This window comes from Dactylosporangium siamense (assembly GCF_016862795.1).
Lineage (GTDB): Bacteria > Actinomycetota > Actinomycetes > Mycobacteriales > Micromonosporaceae > Dactylosporangium > Dactylosporangium siamense.
The window spans coordinates 124,162-142,179 of sequence record NZ_BONQ01000081.1 but is presented as its reverse complement, the minus strand read 5'-3'; the positions used below and the strand labels follow the sequence as shown (position 1 = coordinate 142,179).

General features: G+C 71.8%; 21 protein-coding genes. 14 read left to right on the top strand and 7 right to left on the bottom strand.

The window, feature by feature from the left end; translation table 11 throughout:
• The first annotated feature begins 70 nt into the window (after positions 1-70).
• The 4 genes from Dsi01nite_RS26120 to Dsi01nite_RS26105 all read left to right on the top strand — a co-directional run bounded on the left by Dsi01nite_RS26120 (position 71) and on the right by Dsi01nite_RS26105 (position 3,995).
• Positions 71-640, top strand: coding sequence for a DUF5987 family protein (locus tag Dsi01nite_RS26120; RefSeq protein ID WP_203848891.1), 570 nt, complete (start codon positions 71-73; stop codon positions 638-640).
• Positions 637-2,274 carry a GMC family oxidoreductase N-terminal domain-containing protein gene (locus Dsi01nite_RS26115; protein WP_203848890.1) on the top strand — a complete coding sequence of 546 codons (1,638 nt, stop codon included), beginning with the start codon at positions 637-639 and terminating at the stop codon, positions 2,272-2,274. Before Dsi01nite_RS26120 ends, Dsi01nite_RS26115 begins: the two co-directional genes overlap by 4 nt.
• Before the next feature lie 201 nt (positions 2,275-2,475).
• Positions 2,476-3,288 (top strand): helix-turn-helix domain-containing protein, encoded by an 813-nt coding sequence (locus Dsi01nite_RS26110; RefSeq protein WP_373318837.1) that lies wholly within the window; start codon positions 2,476-2,478, stop codon positions 3,286-3,288.
• Positions 3,289-3,314: 26 nt separating this feature from the next.
• On the top strand, positions 3,315-3,995 hold the full coding sequence (locus Dsi01nite_RS26105) for a MerR family transcriptional regulator (protein ID WP_203848889.1): 681 nt from the start codon (positions 3,315-3,317) through the stop codon (positions 3,993-3,995).
• Between the two features lie 33 nt (positions 3,996-4,028).
• Here the strand turns inward: Dsi01nite_RS26105 and Dsi01nite_RS26100 are convergent, their stop codons facing one another.
• Entirely contained in the window at positions 4,029-4,484 is a 456-nt protein-coding gene (locus Dsi01nite_RS26100; RefSeq protein ID WP_203848888.1) for an HIT family protein, read from the bottom strand.
• A gap of 178 nt (positions 4,485-4,662) precedes the next feature.
• Between Dsi01nite_RS26100 and Dsi01nite_RS26095 the strand changes: the two genes are divergently transcribed.
• The gene (locus Dsi01nite_RS26095) at positions 4,663-5,559 is read left to right on the top strand and encodes an aldo/keto reductase (RefSeq protein ID WP_203848887.1); all 897 of its coding nucleotides are present in this window, start codon (positions 4,663-4,665) and stop codon (positions 5,557-5,559) included.
• 45 nt (positions 5,560-5,604) lie between these two features.
• Here Dsi01nite_RS26095 and Dsi01nite_RS26090 read toward each other — a convergent pair whose 3' ends face one another.
• The gene (locus tag Dsi01nite_RS26090) at positions 5,605-5,994 is read right to left on the bottom strand and encodes a VOC family protein (RefSeq protein ID WP_239136176.1); all 390 of its coding nucleotides are present in this window, start codon (positions 5,992-5,994) and stop codon (positions 5,605-5,607) included.
• Positions 5,995-6,118: 124 nt separating this feature from the next.
• Positions 6,119-6,688 (bottom strand): hypothetical protein, encoded by a 570-nt coding sequence (locus Dsi01nite_RS26085; RefSeq protein WP_203848886.1) that lies wholly within the window; start codon positions 6,686-6,688, stop codon positions 6,119-6,121.
• A gap of 185 nt (positions 6,689-6,873) precedes the next feature.
• Between Dsi01nite_RS26085 and Dsi01nite_RS26080 the strand changes: the two genes are divergently transcribed.
• The 3 genes from Dsi01nite_RS26080 to Dsi01nite_RS26070 are packed head-to-tail and all read left to right on the top strand — an operon-like array spanning position 6,874 to position 9,067.
• Positions 6,874-7,866, top strand: coding sequence for a hypothetical protein (locus Dsi01nite_RS26080; protein ID WP_239136175.1), 993 nt, complete (start codon positions 6,874-6,876; stop codon positions 7,864-7,866).
• A 30-nt stretch (positions 7,867-7,896) separates the two neighbouring features.
• Positions 7,897-8,460 carry a carboxymuconolactone decarboxylase family protein gene (locus Dsi01nite_RS26075; RefSeq protein ID WP_203848885.1) on the top strand — a complete coding sequence of 188 codons (564 nt, stop codon included), beginning with the start codon at positions 7,897-7,899 and terminating at the stop codon, positions 8,458-8,460.
• Between the two features lie 46 nt (positions 8,461-8,506).
• Positions 8,507-9,067: a copper resistance CopC family protein gene (locus Dsi01nite_RS26070; protein WP_203848884.1), complete on the top strand. Its 561-nt coding sequence runs from the start codon at positions 8,507-8,509 to the stop codon at positions 9,065-9,067.
• A 51-nt stretch (positions 9,068-9,118) separates the two neighbouring features.
• Here Dsi01nite_RS26070 and Dsi01nite_RS26065 read toward each other — a convergent pair whose 3' ends face one another.
• On the bottom strand, positions 9,119-10,168 hold the full coding sequence (locus Dsi01nite_RS26065) for a carboxymuconolactone decarboxylase family protein (protein ID WP_203848883.1): 1,050 nt from the start codon (positions 10,166-10,168) through the stop codon (positions 9,119-9,121).
• A 176-nt stretch (positions 10,169-10,344) separates the two neighbouring features.
• Here Dsi01nite_RS26065 and Dsi01nite_RS26060 point away from each other — a divergent pair, with 176 nt between their 5' ends.
• The 4 genes from Dsi01nite_RS26060 to Dsi01nite_RS26045 all read left to right on the top strand — a co-directional run bounded on the left by Dsi01nite_RS26060 (position 10,345) and on the right by Dsi01nite_RS26045 (position 14,180).
• Positions 10,345-11,457: a carboxymuconolactone decarboxylase family protein gene (locus tag Dsi01nite_RS26060; protein ID WP_203848882.1), complete on the top strand. Its 1,113-nt coding sequence runs from the start codon at positions 10,345-10,347 to the stop codon at positions 11,455-11,457.
• Between the two features lie 62 nt (positions 11,458-11,519).
• Positions 11,520-12,533, top strand: coding sequence for a DUF1702 family protein (locus tag Dsi01nite_RS26055; protein ID WP_203848881.1), 1,014 nt, complete (start codon positions 11,520-11,522; stop codon positions 12,531-12,533).
• Between the two features lie 156 nt (positions 12,534-12,689).
• Positions 12,690-13,493 carry a TIGR03084 family metal-binding protein gene (locus Dsi01nite_RS26050; RefSeq protein WP_239136174.1) on the top strand — a complete coding sequence of 268 codons (804 nt, stop codon included), beginning with the start codon at positions 12,690-12,692 and terminating at the stop codon, positions 13,491-13,493.
• Between the two features lie 168 nt (positions 13,494-13,661).
• Entirely contained in the window at positions 13,662-14,180 is a 519-nt protein-coding gene (locus tag Dsi01nite_RS26045) for a DUF2199 domain-containing protein (RefSeq protein WP_203848880.1), read from the top strand.
• On the opposite strand, the gene Dsi01nite_RS26040 is transcribed toward Dsi01nite_RS26045, so the two are convergent.
• Positions 14,157-15,296, bottom strand: a complete 1,140-nt coding sequence (locus tag Dsi01nite_RS26040) for an erythromycin esterase family protein (protein WP_203848879.1) — start codon at positions 15,294-15,296, stop codon at positions 14,157-14,159. The genes Dsi01nite_RS26045 and Dsi01nite_RS26040 overlap by 24 nt on opposite strands.
• Positions 15,297-15,397: 101 nt before the next feature.
• Here Dsi01nite_RS26040 and Dsi01nite_RS26035 point away from each other — a divergent pair, with 101 nt between their 5' ends.
• Together Dsi01nite_RS26035 and Dsi01nite_RS26030 are read left to right on the top strand one after the other, a co-directional pair.
• Positions 15,398-16,036: a TetR/AcrR family transcriptional regulator gene (locus Dsi01nite_RS26035; RefSeq protein ID WP_203848878.1), complete on the top strand. Its 639-nt coding sequence runs from the start codon at positions 15,398-15,400 to the stop codon at positions 16,034-16,036.
• Between the two features lie 94 nt (positions 16,037-16,130).
• Positions 16,131-17,081, top strand: a complete 951-nt coding sequence (locus Dsi01nite_RS26030; RefSeq protein ID WP_203848877.1) for a TIGR01777 family oxidoreductase — start codon at positions 16,131-16,133, stop codon at positions 17,079-17,081.
• Here the strand turns inward: Dsi01nite_RS26030 and Dsi01nite_RS26025 are convergent.
• On the bottom strand, positions 17,069-17,221 hold the full coding sequence (locus Dsi01nite_RS26025) for a hypothetical protein (protein ID WP_203848876.1): 153 nt from the start codon (positions 17,219-17,221) through the stop codon (positions 17,069-17,071). The genes Dsi01nite_RS26030 and Dsi01nite_RS26025 overlap by 13 nt on opposite strands.
• Positions 17,218-17,979 (bottom strand): formylglycine-generating enzyme family protein, encoded by a 762-nt coding sequence (locus tag Dsi01nite_RS26020; RefSeq protein WP_203848875.1) that lies wholly within the window; start codon positions 17,977-17,979, stop codon positions 17,218-17,220. Before Dsi01nite_RS26020 ends, Dsi01nite_RS26025 begins: the two co-directional genes overlap by 4 nt.
• Positions 17,980-18,018 lie beyond the last annotated feature (39 nt).

Sequence of the window (18,018 nt, the reverse complement as noted above, 5' to 3'; positions counted from 1 at the left end):
GCAAGGCAGAAGATGCCGCCGCCGTCCGGACGCCGTGACGATGGGAGGACCCTGTACAGGAGGCGATGCTGTGGAAACCGAAGCGCAGAACCAGGATCCGGCGAGGGTCGCCACCTTGGAGGCGTTCGCCGACACGATCGTCCCGGGCGAGAAGCGCTCGCCCGACGACCGTGCGGTCGCGGGTGTCGCGGCCGGCGGCGGCGCCGTCGCCTCGGGCGCCCTGCAGCTGCTCGAGGAGCCGGCCGGCGGGATCTCCGAGGCGCTCGACGCGCTGGTCCTCGGGCTCAACGACCACGCGACCGAGTACGCCGAGGCGCACGGTGTGGCACTGGACGACGGCGTGCCGGCGTTCGTGTCGTTGCCGTACGAGCATCGGGCCGCGCTGGTGCAGCAGCTCACCACGCCCGGGCACCCGGAGAAGCAGGTCTGGGTGGGGCTCGCGCTGTTCAGCAACATGGCCTTCGACAGCGCCAGTCACCTCGGCACCGCCGAGGCCTTCGCCGCCGGGCACCCCGGGCTGCTGACCATCGGCTTCCAGCCGCCGGGAGAGGACGGGCTGAACCGCTTCCCCGACTACTCCTACGGCCGCCCGCTCGCCGACCTGCACCCCGACACGACCGCCACCGGGAGCCCCGCATGAGCAGCATCGAATCAACCGACGTCGTGGTGATCGGCAGCGGCTTCGGCGGCGCGATCCCCGCCTACCACCTCGCCGCCGGCGGGGCCCGCGTCGTCGTGCTGGAGCGCGGCCCGCACCTGTCCGGCGAGGAGTTCGAGCACGACTTCAAGCTCGGCTCGTCCTACACGCGCGTGTTCGACTTCGTCGTCGGCGACGGGATGAGCGTGCTGGGTGGCAACTGCGTCGGCGGCGGCAGCGTCGTCTACTTCGCCACGATGCCGCGGGCGCCCGGGTTCGTGTTCGAGCGCCACGGCAGCATCGGCCGCCGGATGTGGCCCGCGTCCATCACCCGTGACGTGCTGGATCCGTGGTACGACCGGGTGTCCGAGGCGCTGCCGGTCTCGATGCAGACGTGGGACAAGGTGCCCTACGCCGGCGGGTTGTTCGCCGCCGCCTGCGCGCACGCCGGACACACCGCGAACCCCTCGCCGGCGGCCGTCGACGTGGAGCGGTGCACCAACTGCAACTGGATGATGGCGGGCTGCCGGTTCGACGCCAAGCGCTCGCTGCTGCTGAACTACCTGCCGGCCGCGGTGGCGCACGGCGCCGAGGTCCGGCCGCTGCACGAGGTGCAGCACCTGACCCGCAACGACGACGGCGGCTACCGGGTCCACTTCCGCGTCGTGGACGACTCGGACTACCGGATCCTGCACGACGCGGGCACCATCGACGCCAAGGTGGTCATCGTCGCGGCGGGTGCCGGCGCCACCCCGGTGATCCTGCAACGCTCGGCTGACACGCTGGGCGCGATGCCGCACGCGACCGGGCGGTACTTCTCCGGCAACGGTGAGCGGCTCAACACCGCCGTGTTCGACGAGGACCGGGTGCGCGAGGTGCTCGGCCTCACGCGCGGCGACGGGCAGGCCTACGCGGCCAACCAGATCGGCCGGGGCCCCACCGTCGCCAGCTGGGACCGCCTGGACGGCACGCTGCCGGAGTTCGAACGGTTCTCCCTCGAGCAGCTGTACTTCCCGCCCGGGCTCGGCACGATCCTGGCCCAGACGCCGGACGACGGCGACCCGCGATGGTTCGGCGTGGAGAAGAAGGAGATGCTGCGGCGCTGGCAGTCGTGGCTGACCATCTTCACGATGTCCGAGGACGACAACGAAGGCGTGTTCGGACCGCCGCCGGAGACCGGCAACGCCCACCGGTTCTCGCAGCAGATGCTCGGCCACGGGCCGCTGCGGTACCGGCCGACGGCCAACACCTGGCGCGGCTGGAACCTCGCCGACGCGGCGGTGAAGGACATCCTGGAGCGCGACGGGCTGGCCAAGGTGGCGCCGTGGACCAACGACCTGGTCGGTGCCTACACCGTGCATCCGCTGGCGTCCTGCCGCATCGGCGACGACCCGGAGACCTCGGCCCTGGATGACCGGCACGAGCTGCGCGGGCACCCCGGCATCTTCGTCACCGACGGTTCGGCGGTGCCGGGCGCGCTCACCGTCAACCCCGCGCTCACCATCGCCGCGCTCGCCGAGCGGGCGGTCGCCGGCATCGTCCGGACGGCGCAGGAGCGGGGCGTCGCCGTCACCTACATCGGCGACCTGCCCGAAGGCACCAGCTCGTCGTTGCGGGCGGTGGCCGTGGGGGCCTGAGCGCGGCCGCGAAGACATCCCCCGTTCGTCCAGGTGCTACCCAGCCGTTCATCTACTGAACCCGGACATCTTCACGATTGCGAATTTCTGCCAGACCCGGTCCGCGGAGTTGCTCCGGGTGCGCCGCTGTCGATAGCGTCCAAACGGAGTGATGACATCACTCGATGTATACAAGCGGGCACAGCGGTAGCGAGCGGAGGCATTGTGGATCCGGCAGAGCAGGCGGTACGGCGGGCGATCGACACCATGCAGGAGAACCTCGGCGAACAGCTGACCATCGACGACATCGCGCGTGCCGCCATGTTCAGCAAATTCCACTTCACCCGGATCTTCCAGCGCTCCACCGGTGTCTCACCGGGGCGCTTCCTGTCCGCGCTGCGCCTGCAGCGGGCCAAGCAGCTGCTGGTGTCCACGTCGCTGAACGTCGCGGACATCAGCCTGCGGGTCGGGTACAACAGCATCGGCACGTTCAGCTCGCGGTTCAGCCGCAGCGTCGGCATGTCCCCGACGACCTACCGCCGGCAGATCGGCTTCGGTGGCCGGATCCCCACCAACACGCCCACCCAGCTCGCCGCGGTGTCCAACGCCCGGGTGTACGGCGAGGTCGACGCGCCGTGCGCCGAGGCCGACGACCAGATCTTCGTCGGGCTGTTCCCGGACCGGATCCCGGAGGGCCTGCCGGCGCGCTGTGCGGTGCTCAACCGTCCGGGTGCGTTCTGCTTCGAGACGGTGCCGGTCGGTGCCTGGTACCTGCTGGCCCAGTCCACGAGCGTCTGCCCGGAGGCCCGCGCGCAGGTGCCGACCGTGTGCGTCGGCACCGAGGGCCCGCTGACCGTCCGCCGGGACACCTCGATCCAGATCGACCTGGCGCTGAAGCCGATCCAGGTCATCGACCCGCCGGTCCTGCTCGCCCTGCTCAACTCGCGCGAGGCGGCGGTGGCCCGGGCCGGCGCGGCCGCGCAGTCCAGTGACCGCGCGGCGGCGCTGGTGCCCGGGGAGCGGCGCGCGGCCTGACGGCCCGAGGGGAATCGAGGAGCGCGATGCGGATCTCGGAGCTCAGCCGCAGCTCGGCCGTGCCGGTCCCGACGATCAAGTTCTATCTGCGCGAGGGGCTCCTCCCGCCGGGCCGGGCGACCGGGCGCAACCAGGCGCAGTACGGTCCGGCGCACCTGCGGCGGCTCCGGCTCATCAGGGCGTTCACCACCATCAGCCGGCTGGACCTGTCCACGGTGCGGGAGATCCTGGGCGTCCTGGAGGACGACACGCTGCCGGTGCCGGAGCTGTACGAGCAGGTGGCCCGCGTCCTGCTGGGCCGGGAGCCCGAGCCCGACGCGGCCGCCCAGCCGGCCACGGGGTCCACAGTGGACGACATGGCCGCCCAGCCGGCCAGCGGGTCCACAGTGGACGACCTCGTCGACCAGCTCGGCTGGCAGGTTGGACCCGACGCGCCGAGCCGCGAACGGCTCGGGCAGGCGCTGGGCGTCCTGCGCCAGCTCGGCGGCGCCTGCGACAGCGACTTCCTCCTGGCCTACGCGGAGGCGGCCGACCGCCTGGCGGTCCAGGACCTCGACCTGCTGCCGCACCGCGACGCGGGAGCCGACGCCGAACGGACCGACCGCGCCGCCGCGGTGGTGCGCAGCGTCATGCTCGGCGTGGCCTTCACCGCGATGCGCCACCTGGCCTACACGCACCACGCGGCCCTGCGCTACCGCCACGGCTGAAGCGCTCCCGGCCGTGCCGGGCTTCGAGCGCGCTCAGTGCAGGACCTGACGGAGGGCGGCAGCGTCGGCGGCGAGCTGGTCCGGTGGCACTTCATAGTTCGGCCCGTCGGGCAGCGGGCCGCCCGGTGCCGGATCGTCCCAGTAGCGCGTGGTCACGTGCGTGTGGAGATGCGGCACACGGTTGCCCAGCGTCGAATAGTTGATCTTCAGCGGTTCGTAGTACCGCTCAAGCGCCGCACCGACCCGCAACGTCTCCAGGTGGAAGCTGGCAGCCTCTTGCGCGGACAGGTGGTGCGGGTCGATCACATGCCGGCCCCGCCAGATGACCACCGCGTATCCCCGCACCATCGCCCGCCGGGACAGATACGCATCGCTGACATCGCCAGCATAGATGCGCAACCCCACCGCCGACTCCTGTGGACGTCCCTCCGCGCAGAACCCGCACGCCGTCCCATCCACTCGCGCCTGCCAGTCCTCGGGCCAGCTCACGATCACGAGTATGCGGGGTGACACCCGCCGCGCGCTGCCCTGTCCGGCCACCCGGCGCCGCGATCCTGACCGCGCCCGCAGCTCACCCAGTCCAACAAACGTACCGGGGCCGAGCGCGTTCCGGTATCGGGTGCGAAGCCGACCGCGCAGGTCAACGCCTATCGGCTAGCTTCGGCAGATGCCTACCGACGACATCACCGCATCGGCCGCGGGCACCTGGACGCTCGGCGACCGCACTGTCAACCGGATGGGCTTCGGCTCGATGCGCATCACCGCGAACCCCGACCGGGAACTCGCGATCAGGGTGCTGCGCCGGGCCGTCGAGCTCGGCGTGAACCACATCGACACCGCCGCCTTCTACCGCTCCCCTGGCGGCACCCTCGATGTCGGAACCGGCCCGGTCCGCTACGCGACCGATCTGATCCGCCAAGCGCTCGCGCCGTACCCGGACGACCTCGTCATCGCGACCAAGGTCGGGCCCGGCGACGACCCCTCGACCGGCTTCTACGAGGCAACCACCGCGGCCCAGTTGCGGCACCAGGTCGAAGAGAACCTCCGCCGCCTCGACCGCGACCACCTCGACGTGGTGAATCTGCGGGTCATGAAACGATCGGGCCGGGATTCGCTCGCGGAGCGTTTCGGCGCCCTCGCACAGCTGCGTGAGGCCGGGCTGATCCGCCACCTCGGGCTGTCCAACGTCCACTTGGAGCATCTGGACGAGGCGCAGGCCATCGCGCCCGTCGTGGGTGTCCAGAACAGCTACGCGATCGACATCAACCGGACCGACGACGAACTCGTCAGGATCTGCGCACAGCGAGGAGTCGCGTTCGTGCCGTTCTTCGCGATCGCCGGCGCGCAGCGCGAGGCCGGCGCGACCCACGACCACGACGAAGCCATCCTCGCCGTCGCCGCCGCCCATTCGGCGACCCCGCACCAGATCCGCCTGGCCTGGTCCCTGCACCAGGGACCGCACGTGCTGGCCATCCCCGGCACCGGCAACCCCGACCACCTCGCGGAGAACATCGCCGCCGGCGCGCTGAGGCTGTCCGCCGACGAGTTGGCCAGGCTCGGATAGCAGTCACGTGCGCAACGTCCGGCCGTGACCCGTCGCCCACGCTGCTCAGTGCAGACAAAGACAGAACGGGTGACCTGCCGGGTCCAGGAAGACCCGGTAGGACGTGCCCGGCTGGTCCGGATGTCTGGTGGCACCGAGCTCGATCACTGCCGACTCGGCGGCGTCGAGGTCGTCAACGATCACATCGAGGTGCATCTGCTGGGGCCGCTCCTGGGTCGGCCACGTCGGCGGCGTGTACTCGGCCACCCGATGGAAGGAGATGCACTGGCCACGCTCAGAGCAGGCCGAAGCCCGGTCGGCGGAAACCTCGACCTTCCAATCCAGCATCGCGCCGTAGAACCTGGCGAGCGCACCAGGATCGGGACAGTCGATGACGATGAGCGGCAAGCGAGCGATGGCCATGCCGGCCACGATATCGACGGCGGCGGTCGGCACACATCCAGATTCCGCCGAAGCAGACTGTGTACGTCCGACGCGGAACAGACCGGCGACCTGCGTCGTCGGTCTGTTCCGCAGTCGGATCGTGCGGACGGCAGCTACACCGGGGTCCGCGGAGCTCCTATGCGCCGGTCGGGACCGGTTCGCGGAACCCTCGTGATCCCACCGGGAGGCCGATGCACGAGCAGTCCATCGCTCGTAGTTCGCGCGGGTTGGGGCGCAGGTGCAGGTACATCGCGATCACCATCGGGACGAAGACGATCGAGTTGTAGAACAGGTGCAGCTCGACCCGCTGGAAGGCCAACTGCAGGATGCTGGTCGGCACCGGCTGGCCCCAGAAGTTGTGGTGCGTTTGCACCTGGATGAGCAGCAGCAGGTGCTCGATGTGGTGCCAGAACTGGATCGCCAGCGCCACCGTCCACCAGGTGCGGGCGCGGCCGACGAAGCCGGGTCGCAGCAGGAACAGCCCGATCAGCATGACCAGGGCATATCCGTAGTGCATCCATTCTGACGTCACGAGCCACGGGAACGGCTCACCGAGCAGGCCGCGTGCCTTGGGCCGGGGCCAGTGCAGCACCCAGATCTGCCAGGCCTGCACGAGGTGCTCGGCCCAGTGTGCGAGCACGACCACCATGAACGTGTTGAGCGCGGCCTGGTGATGCCTGCCGTTGAGCGCCGCTGTGAGACGCACAGGTCAACCTCCTTCCACAGGGATGGGTGACTACCACCGAAGCTAAGGCAGCGTGCCCGCGCGGGGCCTCTTCGAGCGTGCGGTCTGCGGTCGCGATGCGCCGCAGAGCAAGGCAGGAGAACCGGGATCGCCACCGGGAGGGGTGCAATGGAATCGACGCTCTGCACTGCCAGAAGGAGCCCACTGTGACCCAGACACGCCAAGTCTCGACCCCGGCGGAAATCCGCGACCGATCCCCCGACCCGTTCCCGCCGGGCCAGACCTCGTTGTTCGTCAACGGCATCCTGCCCCGGCGGCGCTGGCTGGTGCTGCTGGTCAGCGTGGTGGTCGGCCTGTTCATCGCCTACGCCTGGTCCTCCGAGCTCGTCGACCGGGAGATCGGGTTCAACGTCGCCAACGGCATCCTCGGCCACGACGCCAACACCACCCCGATCGACGGCATCGGCGCCGGCATCCTGTTCGCGTTCGTGACCGGGCTGGCCGGCTCGTTCACGGCCTGCAACATCGCCGTCTTCGGTGCGGTCACGCCCATGGTCGGCCACACCGCGAGCCGCTCGCAGCGGCTGCTGCAGACGCTGCGGCCGCTGGGCTGGCTGGCGGTCGGCATGATCCCGGTGTCCGCCGTGTACGGCGCGATCGTCGGCCTCGTCGGCACGCGCATGCCGCAGTTCTCCACCGCGTCGTTCAGCAGCGTCAGCCCGCGCATCCTGCAGGCGATGATCGTGTTCGGGATCATCGGGCTGGTCATGCTCATCATGGGCCTGTCGGCGCTGAAGTACATCCCGGACCCGCTCGGCCCGGTGTCGCGCCGCTTCCCGAACGCGCCGCTGGTGCTGATGGGCGTGCTCATCGGCGGGTTGCTGATCGGGCGCCCGTATCCGCTGTTCCGGGCGATGTTCCGGCACGCGGCGGAGACCCACGACCCGTGGTACGGCGCGTTCGCGTTCACGCTGCAGTCCGTCGGCAACATCGTGGTGATGGCGGTGCTGTTCCTGGCCCTGTCGTACCTGATCGGCGGGCGGCTGCGCCGCTGGCTGGCGGCGCGTCCGGCGCGCATCACCGCGTTGACCGCCGGCGCGTTCCTGATCGCGGCGCTGTTCATGCTCGGGTACTGGGAACTGCGGCTGCTGGGCCGTTTCGGCTATCTGTGGTTCCCCACCGCACCGTGGAATGCCTGACCCGACCGAACCACCGGAGGTGAGCACGACATGGCTTACATCGACCTCGGCGTCGACGAGAAGACGGCGCCCGGCATCACCGGCCCGATGCGCTACCGCCCGGAGACCGCGAAACCGCTCAACGAACTCGCGGAGGTCCTGCTCCGGGCGCCGAACACGTTGCCGCCCGGCGAGCGGGAGCTCATCGCGGCGTACGTGTCCGGCCTCAACCACTGCGCGTTCTGCTGCTCGTCGCACTCCGCGTTCGCCGCGGCCCAGCTCGACCAGGGCATGCCGCTGGTCGACCAGGTGCGTGCGGACCCCGACCGGGCACCGATCTCGGCGAAGCTGCGCGCGTTGCTGCGGATCGCCGGCGCCGTCCAGATCTCCGGTCGCGAGGTGACGCCCGCGATGGTCGGCGACGCCCGTGCGCTCGGAGCCTCCGATGTGGAGATCCACGACACGGTCCTCATCGCCGCGGCGTTCTGCATGTTCAACCGGTACGTCGACGGGCTCGGCACGTTCGCGCCGCAGGATCCCGACGCCTACACGGCCTCCGCCGAGCTGATCGTCCGGCACGGATACGGGGCGGCCGTGAGCACCGCGACCGGTTGAGCTGTCCCCGCCGGCGCAGCCGGTACACCGTGAAAGGCGGATGACGATGACGACACGCACCGCACTCCGGCTCGCCGGATGCATCGTGCTGACCGTGGTGGCCGGAGCGGCCCTGCTGTCCCCGACCGCCGCGTGGGCGCGCCGGCCGGCCGTGCTGAGCACCGCACCGGCGGACGGGGCCGCCCTGTCCACGCCGCCGGACCGGATCGAACTGTCGATGTCCGGTACGCCGGATCCCGCGCTGTCGCACGTGAGCGTGCGCGACGGCGGCGGCGCCGAGGTGGCCGGCGGCGACCTCACGGCGGCCGGGCACGTGTTGCGACGGCCGGTGACCGTGCGGGGCGCCGGCGACTTCACGGTCACCTATCACGTCGTGCTCAGCAACGGCGAGGAAGCGGTGGGACAGCTCAGCTTCAGCGTCGGCACCGGCGCGCCGCCGGTGGCCCGGCCCGCCAACGCGGCGCCGGAGACCCATCAGCACGGCATCGATCCGTTGAACGCGGTCCTGCTACTCGTCGACGGCGCCGTCGTGTTCGGTGTACTGCTGCTGCTGATCAGCCGGCCCGGACCGCGCTCCCAGGCCCGCCGCGAGCCCGCCGCAGAGTGAGACTCAGCGCAAAGGCGTGCCCGGTTGAGCCCGGGCACGCCTCGCGCTGTCTCAGGCCGTCCCGGCCAGCCCGGCGGCGAGATGGCGGGCCGTCGTCATGCTCGCCCACGAGGTGAGGTCGACCAGCGCGGCGTCGTCGCGGCCGGGCCGGCGGTACTCCTCGACGACGGCGTCGGTGACCCGGTACGCCGCGAACGCCGTCAGCAACACCAGCCGCGCCGCGGCCCGGTCCGCCTCGTCCAGCCCGGCGGTCCGCGCGGCCAGCCACGCCTCGCCGCCCGCGAGCGGCAGCTCGGTGACCCCGTCGGCGAGGGCACCGGTCAGCAGTCCACGGACCGCCGGCGGGACGACGCGGGCGCCGCCCTCGTCGATGACCGCGACGGCACAGGCGAGCGCGTCCGCGAGCAGCGGCCGGCCGGCCGCCCAGGACAGGTCCGGCGGCAGCGGACGGGCCGGGAGCAGGTCGGCATGGGCGCCGGGCGGAACCTCGCGGCGGGCGATGCGGGCCAGGACCCGCGCGGCGCCGCCCCGCACCGCCGCCCGGGCGCTGCCGGACACCGGCGGCAGCGGCGAGTCGCGCAGGAAGATGTTCACCATCCGGTTGATGTAGTGAAACGTCAGCGCCGTGCCGACGAGCTCCGGCACGCTCTCGGCCGGAAACGCGGGGTCCGGTCCGGCACCGCCCTGCGACCACCGCAGCAGTGCCCGCAGATCGGGATCCGCCACGTCGGCCGTCCGGCCATCGGCGAGCGCGCGGGCGTCGGTGTCCCGCAACAGCCCCAGCAGCGTCGTGCCGTGCACGTCCACGCAGTACGGGCACCGGTTCGCCAGCGACACCGCGGCCGCGACGGCCTCCTTGCGGTCCCGGCCCACCACTCCCGGGGCGAGCAGGACCTCACGCAGGATCAGCCAGGTTCCGGCGAGCGTCGCCGGCACCGGTGCGTGCAGCACGAGTGGTGGCGCCAACATCCCGAACTCGGCCTCGATCTGGCCGTACACCGTGTCCACGAGCCCGGTCGCGGAGCGCGGCCGGACCGGCTCGACGTAGCGGAAATGGTCCCGTGACATCCGCCTGGTGGCGTGCGCGAACAGCGAGGTCATGTGGCGATCGTCGCCGGATGGTGGCCACGGACGCATCTTCGGCGTTGCGCAGCCCCGACTTCTCCGAGCATGCGCTATCGCGCCGCGGGCCGGGCCACGGCGGCCGGCCGGCCGAATACTGGAAGGGCGGTGCGGGGCCATCCGACCACCGCGTGGAACCCAGGAGGTGCAACGGGATGATCGCCGGCCGGGTCGCTTCATCGGTAGCGCAACGTCAGGTCAGGTACGTCACGCCGGTCCAGCCGACGGCGGCGACCGGACTGGTGTCCGAGATCTACAAACAGGTCGAGGACGAACTGCTCCTGGTGGTGCCGCCCGCGTTGCTGCACTCGCCGGCGCCGGACCTGCTGGCCGCGTACTGGGCGATCGTCCGCGAACCACTGCTGGTCGAGGGCGCCGTCGGCCGCGACGTCAAGGAGGCGGTGGCGGCCACCGTCGCCCTGGCGAACACCTGCCCCTACTGCGTCGAGATGCACAGCGTCACCCTCTACGAACTGTCCACCGAGGTCTCCGCCGAGGCGGTCGCCACGGACCATCTGTCCGATGTGGACGATACGCCGGTACGCGCGGCCACCACCTGGGCCCGCGGCGCGCACCTGGACACCCATCCCGGCCTCGCCGGGCACCGGCCGGGCACGGCCGGGTGGGCCGAACTGGCCGGTGTGGTGGTGGGACTGCACTACCTCAGCCGCATGGTCAACGTGTACCTGTCCAACCACCTGCTGCCGCCGGGGCTCGGTCCGCGCGCCCGGGTGCGGTTCAAGCGCGGCGTGAGCCGGCTCATGCGGGCGACGCTGCGCGCGCCGCGCACCCAGGGACGCACGCTCTCGCTGCTGCCGCCCGCGCCGCCGCCGCCCGACGCGGGCTGGAGCGCCGGCAGCGCGGTGATGGCCGAGACCGCCGCCCGCACGTACGCGGCCTTCGACGCCGCCGGCGCGCGGTCGGTGCCGGCGGCCGTGCGCCAGATCGTGTCGGACCGGCTGGAGGACTGGGACGGCGCGGATCCCGGCCTCGGCACCGACTGGTGCGAGCCGCTGATCGGTCACCTGCCCCCACCTGACCGGGCCGCGGCCCGGCTCGCGCTGCTGACGGCGTTCGCCTCCTACCGGGTCGACGCCGGCATGATCGCCGAGTTCCGCCGGCACCACCCCGGCGACCTGGCCCTGCTGGACACCACCGCCTGGGCGTCGTTCGCCGCCGCACGGACGATCGGCGCGCGCCTGGACCCGGCCGCCGGCCAACATCGCACGGCAGGAGACGCGCCCGGTCCGCGCGTCGGGTCACGATAACGACATCGAACCCCGTCACCAGATCCCGGCTCGGATCGCTTCCGACGCAAGGAGTTCCGCCCATGCCCTCGACCATCGGTTCCCTGCGCCGGTTGGCGCTCACCCCGTCCCTGGACGACGTGTCGTTCGCGAAACGGGGCTTCCCGGTCCGCCCCACCGACGCCACCCGGCGGCTGGAAGCGGTGCCGCAGGCCGTTGTCTGCGGCTTCGAGTGGGCCATCGACTCACCCGGCCTGCATGACGTGCAGAGCCGGCTGGACCTGGTCGAGCCGGAGCAGCGAGGCTTCGCCTACGAGGGCGCCACGATGGCGTACACCGTCCGCGACGCGCTGCCCGGCCCGCGCCGGCACCTCGCCCGCCAACTGCTGTCCGGCCCCGCGGTCCCGTACACCTTCCTGACCTACATCGGCATCGGCTTCGCTATGGCCCGGCTGCCGCGGGTGCTGTGGCCGAAGGTGCTGCCCGATCTCACCGGAACGCCGTACTTCCCGACGATGAGCTGGCTCGCCGTCGACGGGTACGGCTTCGACAAGGCCTACTTCGACACCGGCCGCTGGGTCACCGGGCAGCAGCGCCCGAAGCCGTACCCGTGGCAGGGCCGCCCCGACTACTTCAACCGCGCGGTCGACCAGGGCATCGGGCGGGCACTGTGGTTCATCCACGGTGGACAGACCGACGACGTGGCCACCGCCGTCGCCGCGTTCGCCACGTCCCGGCAGGGCGACCTGTGGAGCGGGGTCGGGCTCGCCGCGAGCTTCGCCGGCGGCTGCGACGCCGCCGGTCACGCGGCGCTGCGCCGCCACGCCGCACAGCACCGGCCGGAGCTGGCGCTGGGCGCGGTGTTCGCCGCGAAGGCGCGGACGTTCGCCGGGTTCGTGCCGGCACACACGGAGACGGCCGTGCGCGGGTTCGCCGAGCTGTCGGTGACGGACGCCGCGCACCTGGCCGACCAGGTCGCCGTCGGTGGCTTCGGTGCCGGTCCGGAGCCCGACTACGAGGCGTGGCGGGACCGGATCCGGTCCCGGTTCGCGGCCCGCTCGGAGCCCACCAGGCTGACCGCTTCGCCGGTCCCGTAACCCGAGCCGATCCCGCGACCCGAGCGGTCCCGCGACCCGAGCCGGTCCCGCGACCCGAGCCGTCGCTCGGCTTGGCACGACGGAGGAAAACGCCCGGTCCGCCGCAGCCGGTCCGGACGGCGGACCACGCAACCGACGACAGGAAGAGGCGAAGACGTGACCGACCAGCCGAACCCGATCCCCATGCTCGCCGCCGACGGCGCCGACGTCGACCGCCTGGTGGCCGACCTCGACGCCGCCGGCTGGGCGACGCCGACCCCGGCGCCGGGATGGACCGTCGCCCACCAGATCGCCCACCTGACCGCCACCTTCCGGCTGGCCGGACTCGCGGCCGCCCGCCCGGAACAGTTCCAGGCCCTGTCCGCGACGCTGGGCCCCGACTTCAACGCCAACGTCGCCGCCGCGATGGCGCAGTTCCTCGCCGCCCCGCCGGAGTCACTCCTGCAGCAGTGGCGGACCGAGCGGGCCACGACCGAGAAGGCGCTCGCGGCAATCCCCGGTGACCAGATCGTGCCGTGGCTGGTGCGGCCCATGCCGGCCTCGGTGCTCGCCGCGGCCGGGATGATGGAACTCTTCGCGCACGGCCAGGACATCGCGGACGGGCTGGGCGTGCGCCGCGAGTACACCGACCGGATCGCCGTCGTCGTCGCCTTCGCCGAACGCACCTGGGACTTCGGCTATCTGGGCCGCGGCCTCGAGGTGCCCGACGTCCGGCTGCGCTTCGAGCTGACCGCGCCGTCCGGCGCCCTGTGGCAGCACGGCCCGGCGGACTCGACGCAGCGCGTCACCGGCTCCGCGGTCGACCTGTGCCTCCTCGTCACCCGCCGCCGGCACCGCGACGACCTGGACCTGGAAGCGTCCGGCGAAGTGGCCGACGGCTGGCTCGACGTGGCCCAGGCCTACCGCGGCCCGGCGGGCGAGGGCCGGCGACCCGGCCAGTTCGCCGCGGCCCGCCGGTGACACCGTCCTGAGTTTGACCCGTGGCCGCGCCGCTCCCCCAACCGGAGCCGGCGCGGCCGCGTGCGATCGTTCGGCGACCGATGAGGACCCGGTGCTGCCAGCGGTGCTCGCACAGGCCCACGCGCTCCCCGCCCTGACCCGGAGTCGGGCCTTTGAGACACTCACGCGGTGAGCGCTGCGTGCCCTTCCTGTGGTCGACCCGTCGATGCGCACAACCGCCATGTGCGCTTCACATTGCCGGACCCGGTGCTCGACCTGCCCGAGCAGGAGCGGACGCCGGACACCTGGATGAGCCATGCCAGCGCGCGCGAGTCGGTCATGATGCAGGTTCCCGGCCTCGGCGCCTTCGTCCGCGCGCTGCTTCCGGTCCGGCTGACCGGCGGGTACACCATCACGTTCGGTGTCTGGATCGCGATCGACCCCGCCCACCTCCAGGGCATCCATGCCATCTGGATGGAGCCCGAGTATCAGGACCTTCGGATGGCGGGATGGCTCGCGAACGCCGTCCCGCCGTGGGGCCTGCTCTTTGCCCCCGTCCAGACCGTGGTCCGCGACCCGGACCAAACCCCGTACTGTGACAGCTCCGCCGACCCGCAGCTCGACCGGGTGCTGCACGAGGAGTGGCCGCACGACCTCGTGCTTGCGGCGGACGACCGGCCGGTGTCAGGGCAGTCGGCGCACGGGTGACACCTCCCGCAGGTGAACAAGGACGTCCACGGCTGCGGGCAGGTTGTCGACGGTGAGGTGTTCGGCAGCGTCGCGGGTCGGGTCGTAGATGCCGCTGATGACGCGGACCGTCGCGGGTGCGTTCCAGCGGCGGCGGTCCCCGGGGGTGCGCAGGTCGAGCCACAGCGCCGGTTGGTCCGCCGTGCCGAGCCGGGCGTCGAGCCAGTCCGGGGCCGGTGCGGGGACGTCGGCGATGCCGAGGTCGCCGTGGTGGAAGCCGATCGCCACGGCGACGTAGCCGGCGCCGTACTCTTCGCGCAGCACGGCACCGACGGTGGGCTGCGCGCCGCGCTCGGGTGCCAGGCCGAGGGTCACCGGCGTCGCGGCGGTGTGCGCGATGCCGTCCCAGTAGGCGATGCGTGCGCCGGTCCGTCGCTGGTGACCGACGATGGTGGCGGCCCAGGTGCGGGCGTCTCCCGCGTAGTCGTTGCGCCCCGCGACGCTGCGTTCGTGGAAGTCGGCGATGCGGCGCATCAGCGGTAGGACGCCCTGGTCGGGCAGGTGCTCGACGATGGCGAGCGCGGCCCTGGCGTGTTCGGCGAACGACCCGCCCGGGTGGATGCCGCGCGCGCGTTGCACGTGTTCGTCGATCTGGTGTGCGGTACGGATGGGCTCCAGCCGCGCGGCGAGCGCGGCCAACTGGCCCGGGGCGGTGGCGCGGACGTGCTCGAGCACCGTGTCGTAGTCCGCGGGTCGCGCCTGGGCGGGCTTCACGCCGAGGATGCGAACCGGGCGGTCCGGGTGGTCGTGGTTGAAGGCGCGGATCCAGTCAAGCGCCGCAGCCATCTCTTCGGTACGCCAGGGGCGCCAGGCGCCGTCGAGCGCCGCCGCGGCGGTTCCCGCTCCGCCGGTCACGAACGTGTCGAGCGCCTCGGCGACGCGGGTGTCGTCCTGCACCGCGAGGGCCCGGAAGCCGTGATTCCGGACCAGACGGCGGAAGAGCTGCTCGCGCACCGCGAAGGTCTCATGGGCGAACCTGGTGGACTCGCCGAGCCCGGCGATCGTCGCGCCCGCGCCGATCCGCTCCGCCACCTGGTCGAGCACGGCGTCGTTGACGGGAATGCCGATCCGGACCATGACCACTCCTCGAAGCGCTAAACTACACCGATCGGTGTAGAAGCTACTGCGATCGGTGTAGTGGATGCAACCCCCGGTGCAACCGACTAGAGTCGGTCACCGTGACTGGGGCAAGGAAAGCGGCCGGCCAGCCCGACAAGCGTCGGGCCATCGTGGCCGGGGCGCTGAAGCTCTTCGCCCGCGACGGCTACACCCGCGCCGCCCTGGACGCGATCGCCGCCGAGGCCGGCGTCTCCAACCGCACCATCTACAACCACTTCACCGACAAGGCCGACCTGTTCCAGGCCGTGATCCAGGACAGCACGGAGCGGGTCGCGAGCACGATGGTCGACATCATCGACCGTCACCTCACCAAGGTCGCCGACCTCGAATCGGACCTGATCGACTTCGGGGTGGCCTGGCTGGGCGTGCTGACCTCCGACCTGGCCCCGCACTTCGCGCTCATCCGCCAGATCAATGCCGAGCAGGAGCACGTCCCGCCCGCCGCACTGCAGCTCTGGCGGCGGACCGGCCCGCAGCACACCCGCCACGAGCTGGCCCAGCGCCTGCGTCGCATCGCCGAGCGCGGTGACCTCGCGATGGACGATCCGGCCCGCGCGGCCGGGCACCTGATGCTGCTCATCTCCGCCGACAACCTCGCCGACCCGCGCGACCTGCACGACCAGCGCGAGACCAGAGCGATGATCACCGCCGGAGTGCAGGCCTTCCTGCACGGCTACGCGAGGCAGATCCGGCGGTAGCCGGCCGGCACGGATTTTGACGGCTCACCGTCGCTGCCATACGCTCACGGCACGTTCTTGAACACGTTCAAGAACGTGTGGAGGGGAGGCGCGGGTGAAGGTCGTCATTCCGGGCGGCACCGGGCAGGTCGGCACGATTCTGGATCGGGCGTTGACCGCGGCGGGTCACGACGTGGTGCTGTTGACGCGATCCCCGAAAGGCGACCGCCAGGTCCACTGGGACGGCTCGGCGCCGGGAGACTGGGTCAAGGAGATCGACGGCAGCGACGTCGTCATCAACCTGGCCGGGCGCAGCGTGAGCTGCCGGTACACCGCGAAGAACCTCGAAGCCATGATGCGCTCGCGGGTGGACTCAGCGCTGGTGGTCGGCGGTGCCATCGCCGCCGCGGCGCGACCGCCCAAGGTGTGGTTGCAGATGAGCACCGCGACGATCTACGCGCACCGGTTCGACGCGGCCAACGACGAGGACAGCGGCCTGATCGGCGGCGACGAGCCCGGTGTGCCGGCCTACTGGGCGTACAGCGTCAAGATCGCCCGAAACTGGGAAGCCGCCCAGGAACAGGCCACGACTCCCGGCACGCGCAAGGTGGCGCTGCGATCGGCCATGGTGATGAGCCCCGACCGCGGTGGCGTGTTCGACGTGCTGAGCCGGCTCGCCCGGCTCGGGCTCGGCGGACCGGTCGCCGGCGGCAGGCAGTACGTCTCATGGATCCACGACCGCGACTTCGTCAACGCGATCCAGTTCCTGATCGAGCGCGACGACCTCGCCGGACCCGTGAACGTGGCCGCCCCCGGCCCGTTGCCGCATCGGGACTTCATGCGAGCGCTGCGTTCGGCGGCACGGATGCCGGTCGGTCTGCCGGCCACGAAGTGGATGGCCGAGCTGGGCGCATTCGCGATCCGATCCGACACCGAGCTGCTGCTGAAGAGCCGGCGGGTCGTTCCGGCACGGCTCACCGACGCCGGGTTCACCTTCGACCACCCGCGGTGGCAGGGCGCAGCCGACGACCTGGCGTCGCGGCAGCGCAGCACTCACCCGAGGTAGTCCTGCATGCACCAGAACCACAGGTCCAGCGCCGACAGTCGTCGCAGCGTGCTGCGGTGGAACTGCACCTGCGGCAGGCTCAGTTCGTCGTAGCTGTTGGCGTACACGAAGATCCCGGCGCTGAGCGGAAACGTGATCAAGACTCGGTCGACGGCAGCGGTGCCACCGGGCGCACCCCGGTGAACTGGATGTGCTCATACCGGGCGGCGGCCAGCAGCAGGAGCCATTCGTCGCAGCCCTGCCACGGGTACAGGTCGGCGGCGCCACCGCGCACCACTCGGGACCCGTCGCCGTCGCGTGGGCGCGCATCGGCCGGAGCGCCCGCAAAACCGGGAATCCACACGTCGGCGCAGATCTCGCTCACCGAGCCCATCCCGGCCAGCCCGAACGCGTTCTCAGCGGCGGCTGTCCGCTCCTCGTCGCCGAAGTCGTCGAGCAGTTGATCCTCGCCGGGCTTGCCGTCCCCGCGGAACGTCAGGGTCATGGTGCCGGCCCGGGCCGCGTACTCCCATTCGGCCTCGCTGGGCAGCCGGAACGGCAGCGCCTCCAGCAGGTCGTCCAGGTCCCCCTCGAGCCGAGCCGCGCCGGAGTCCGCGCCGGCGTAGTCGTCCTCGTACTCGGGCAGCCAGTGCCGCACCTGGGCGACCGTCAACGGGTGCCGGGCGATCAGGAACGGCTCGATCCGCACCTCACGCGTCGGCTGGGCGTCCCCGGCGCCGGCGAGGAACGGCTCAAGCGTGTCCTCCACTCCGCCGCTGCGCTCGATGGCGCGCACCGCTTCCAGTTCCGCCTCGGACAGGCCCATGCGGAACGTCCCGCCCGGCATCGCGCGGAACACCACCCCCGACGCGACGTGCCGCCAAGCCGGTCGACCGGCCACAACCTCCTCGATCCACATGCGCCGAACGCTAACAGTCCGGGGGCGACCGCTCCGGGC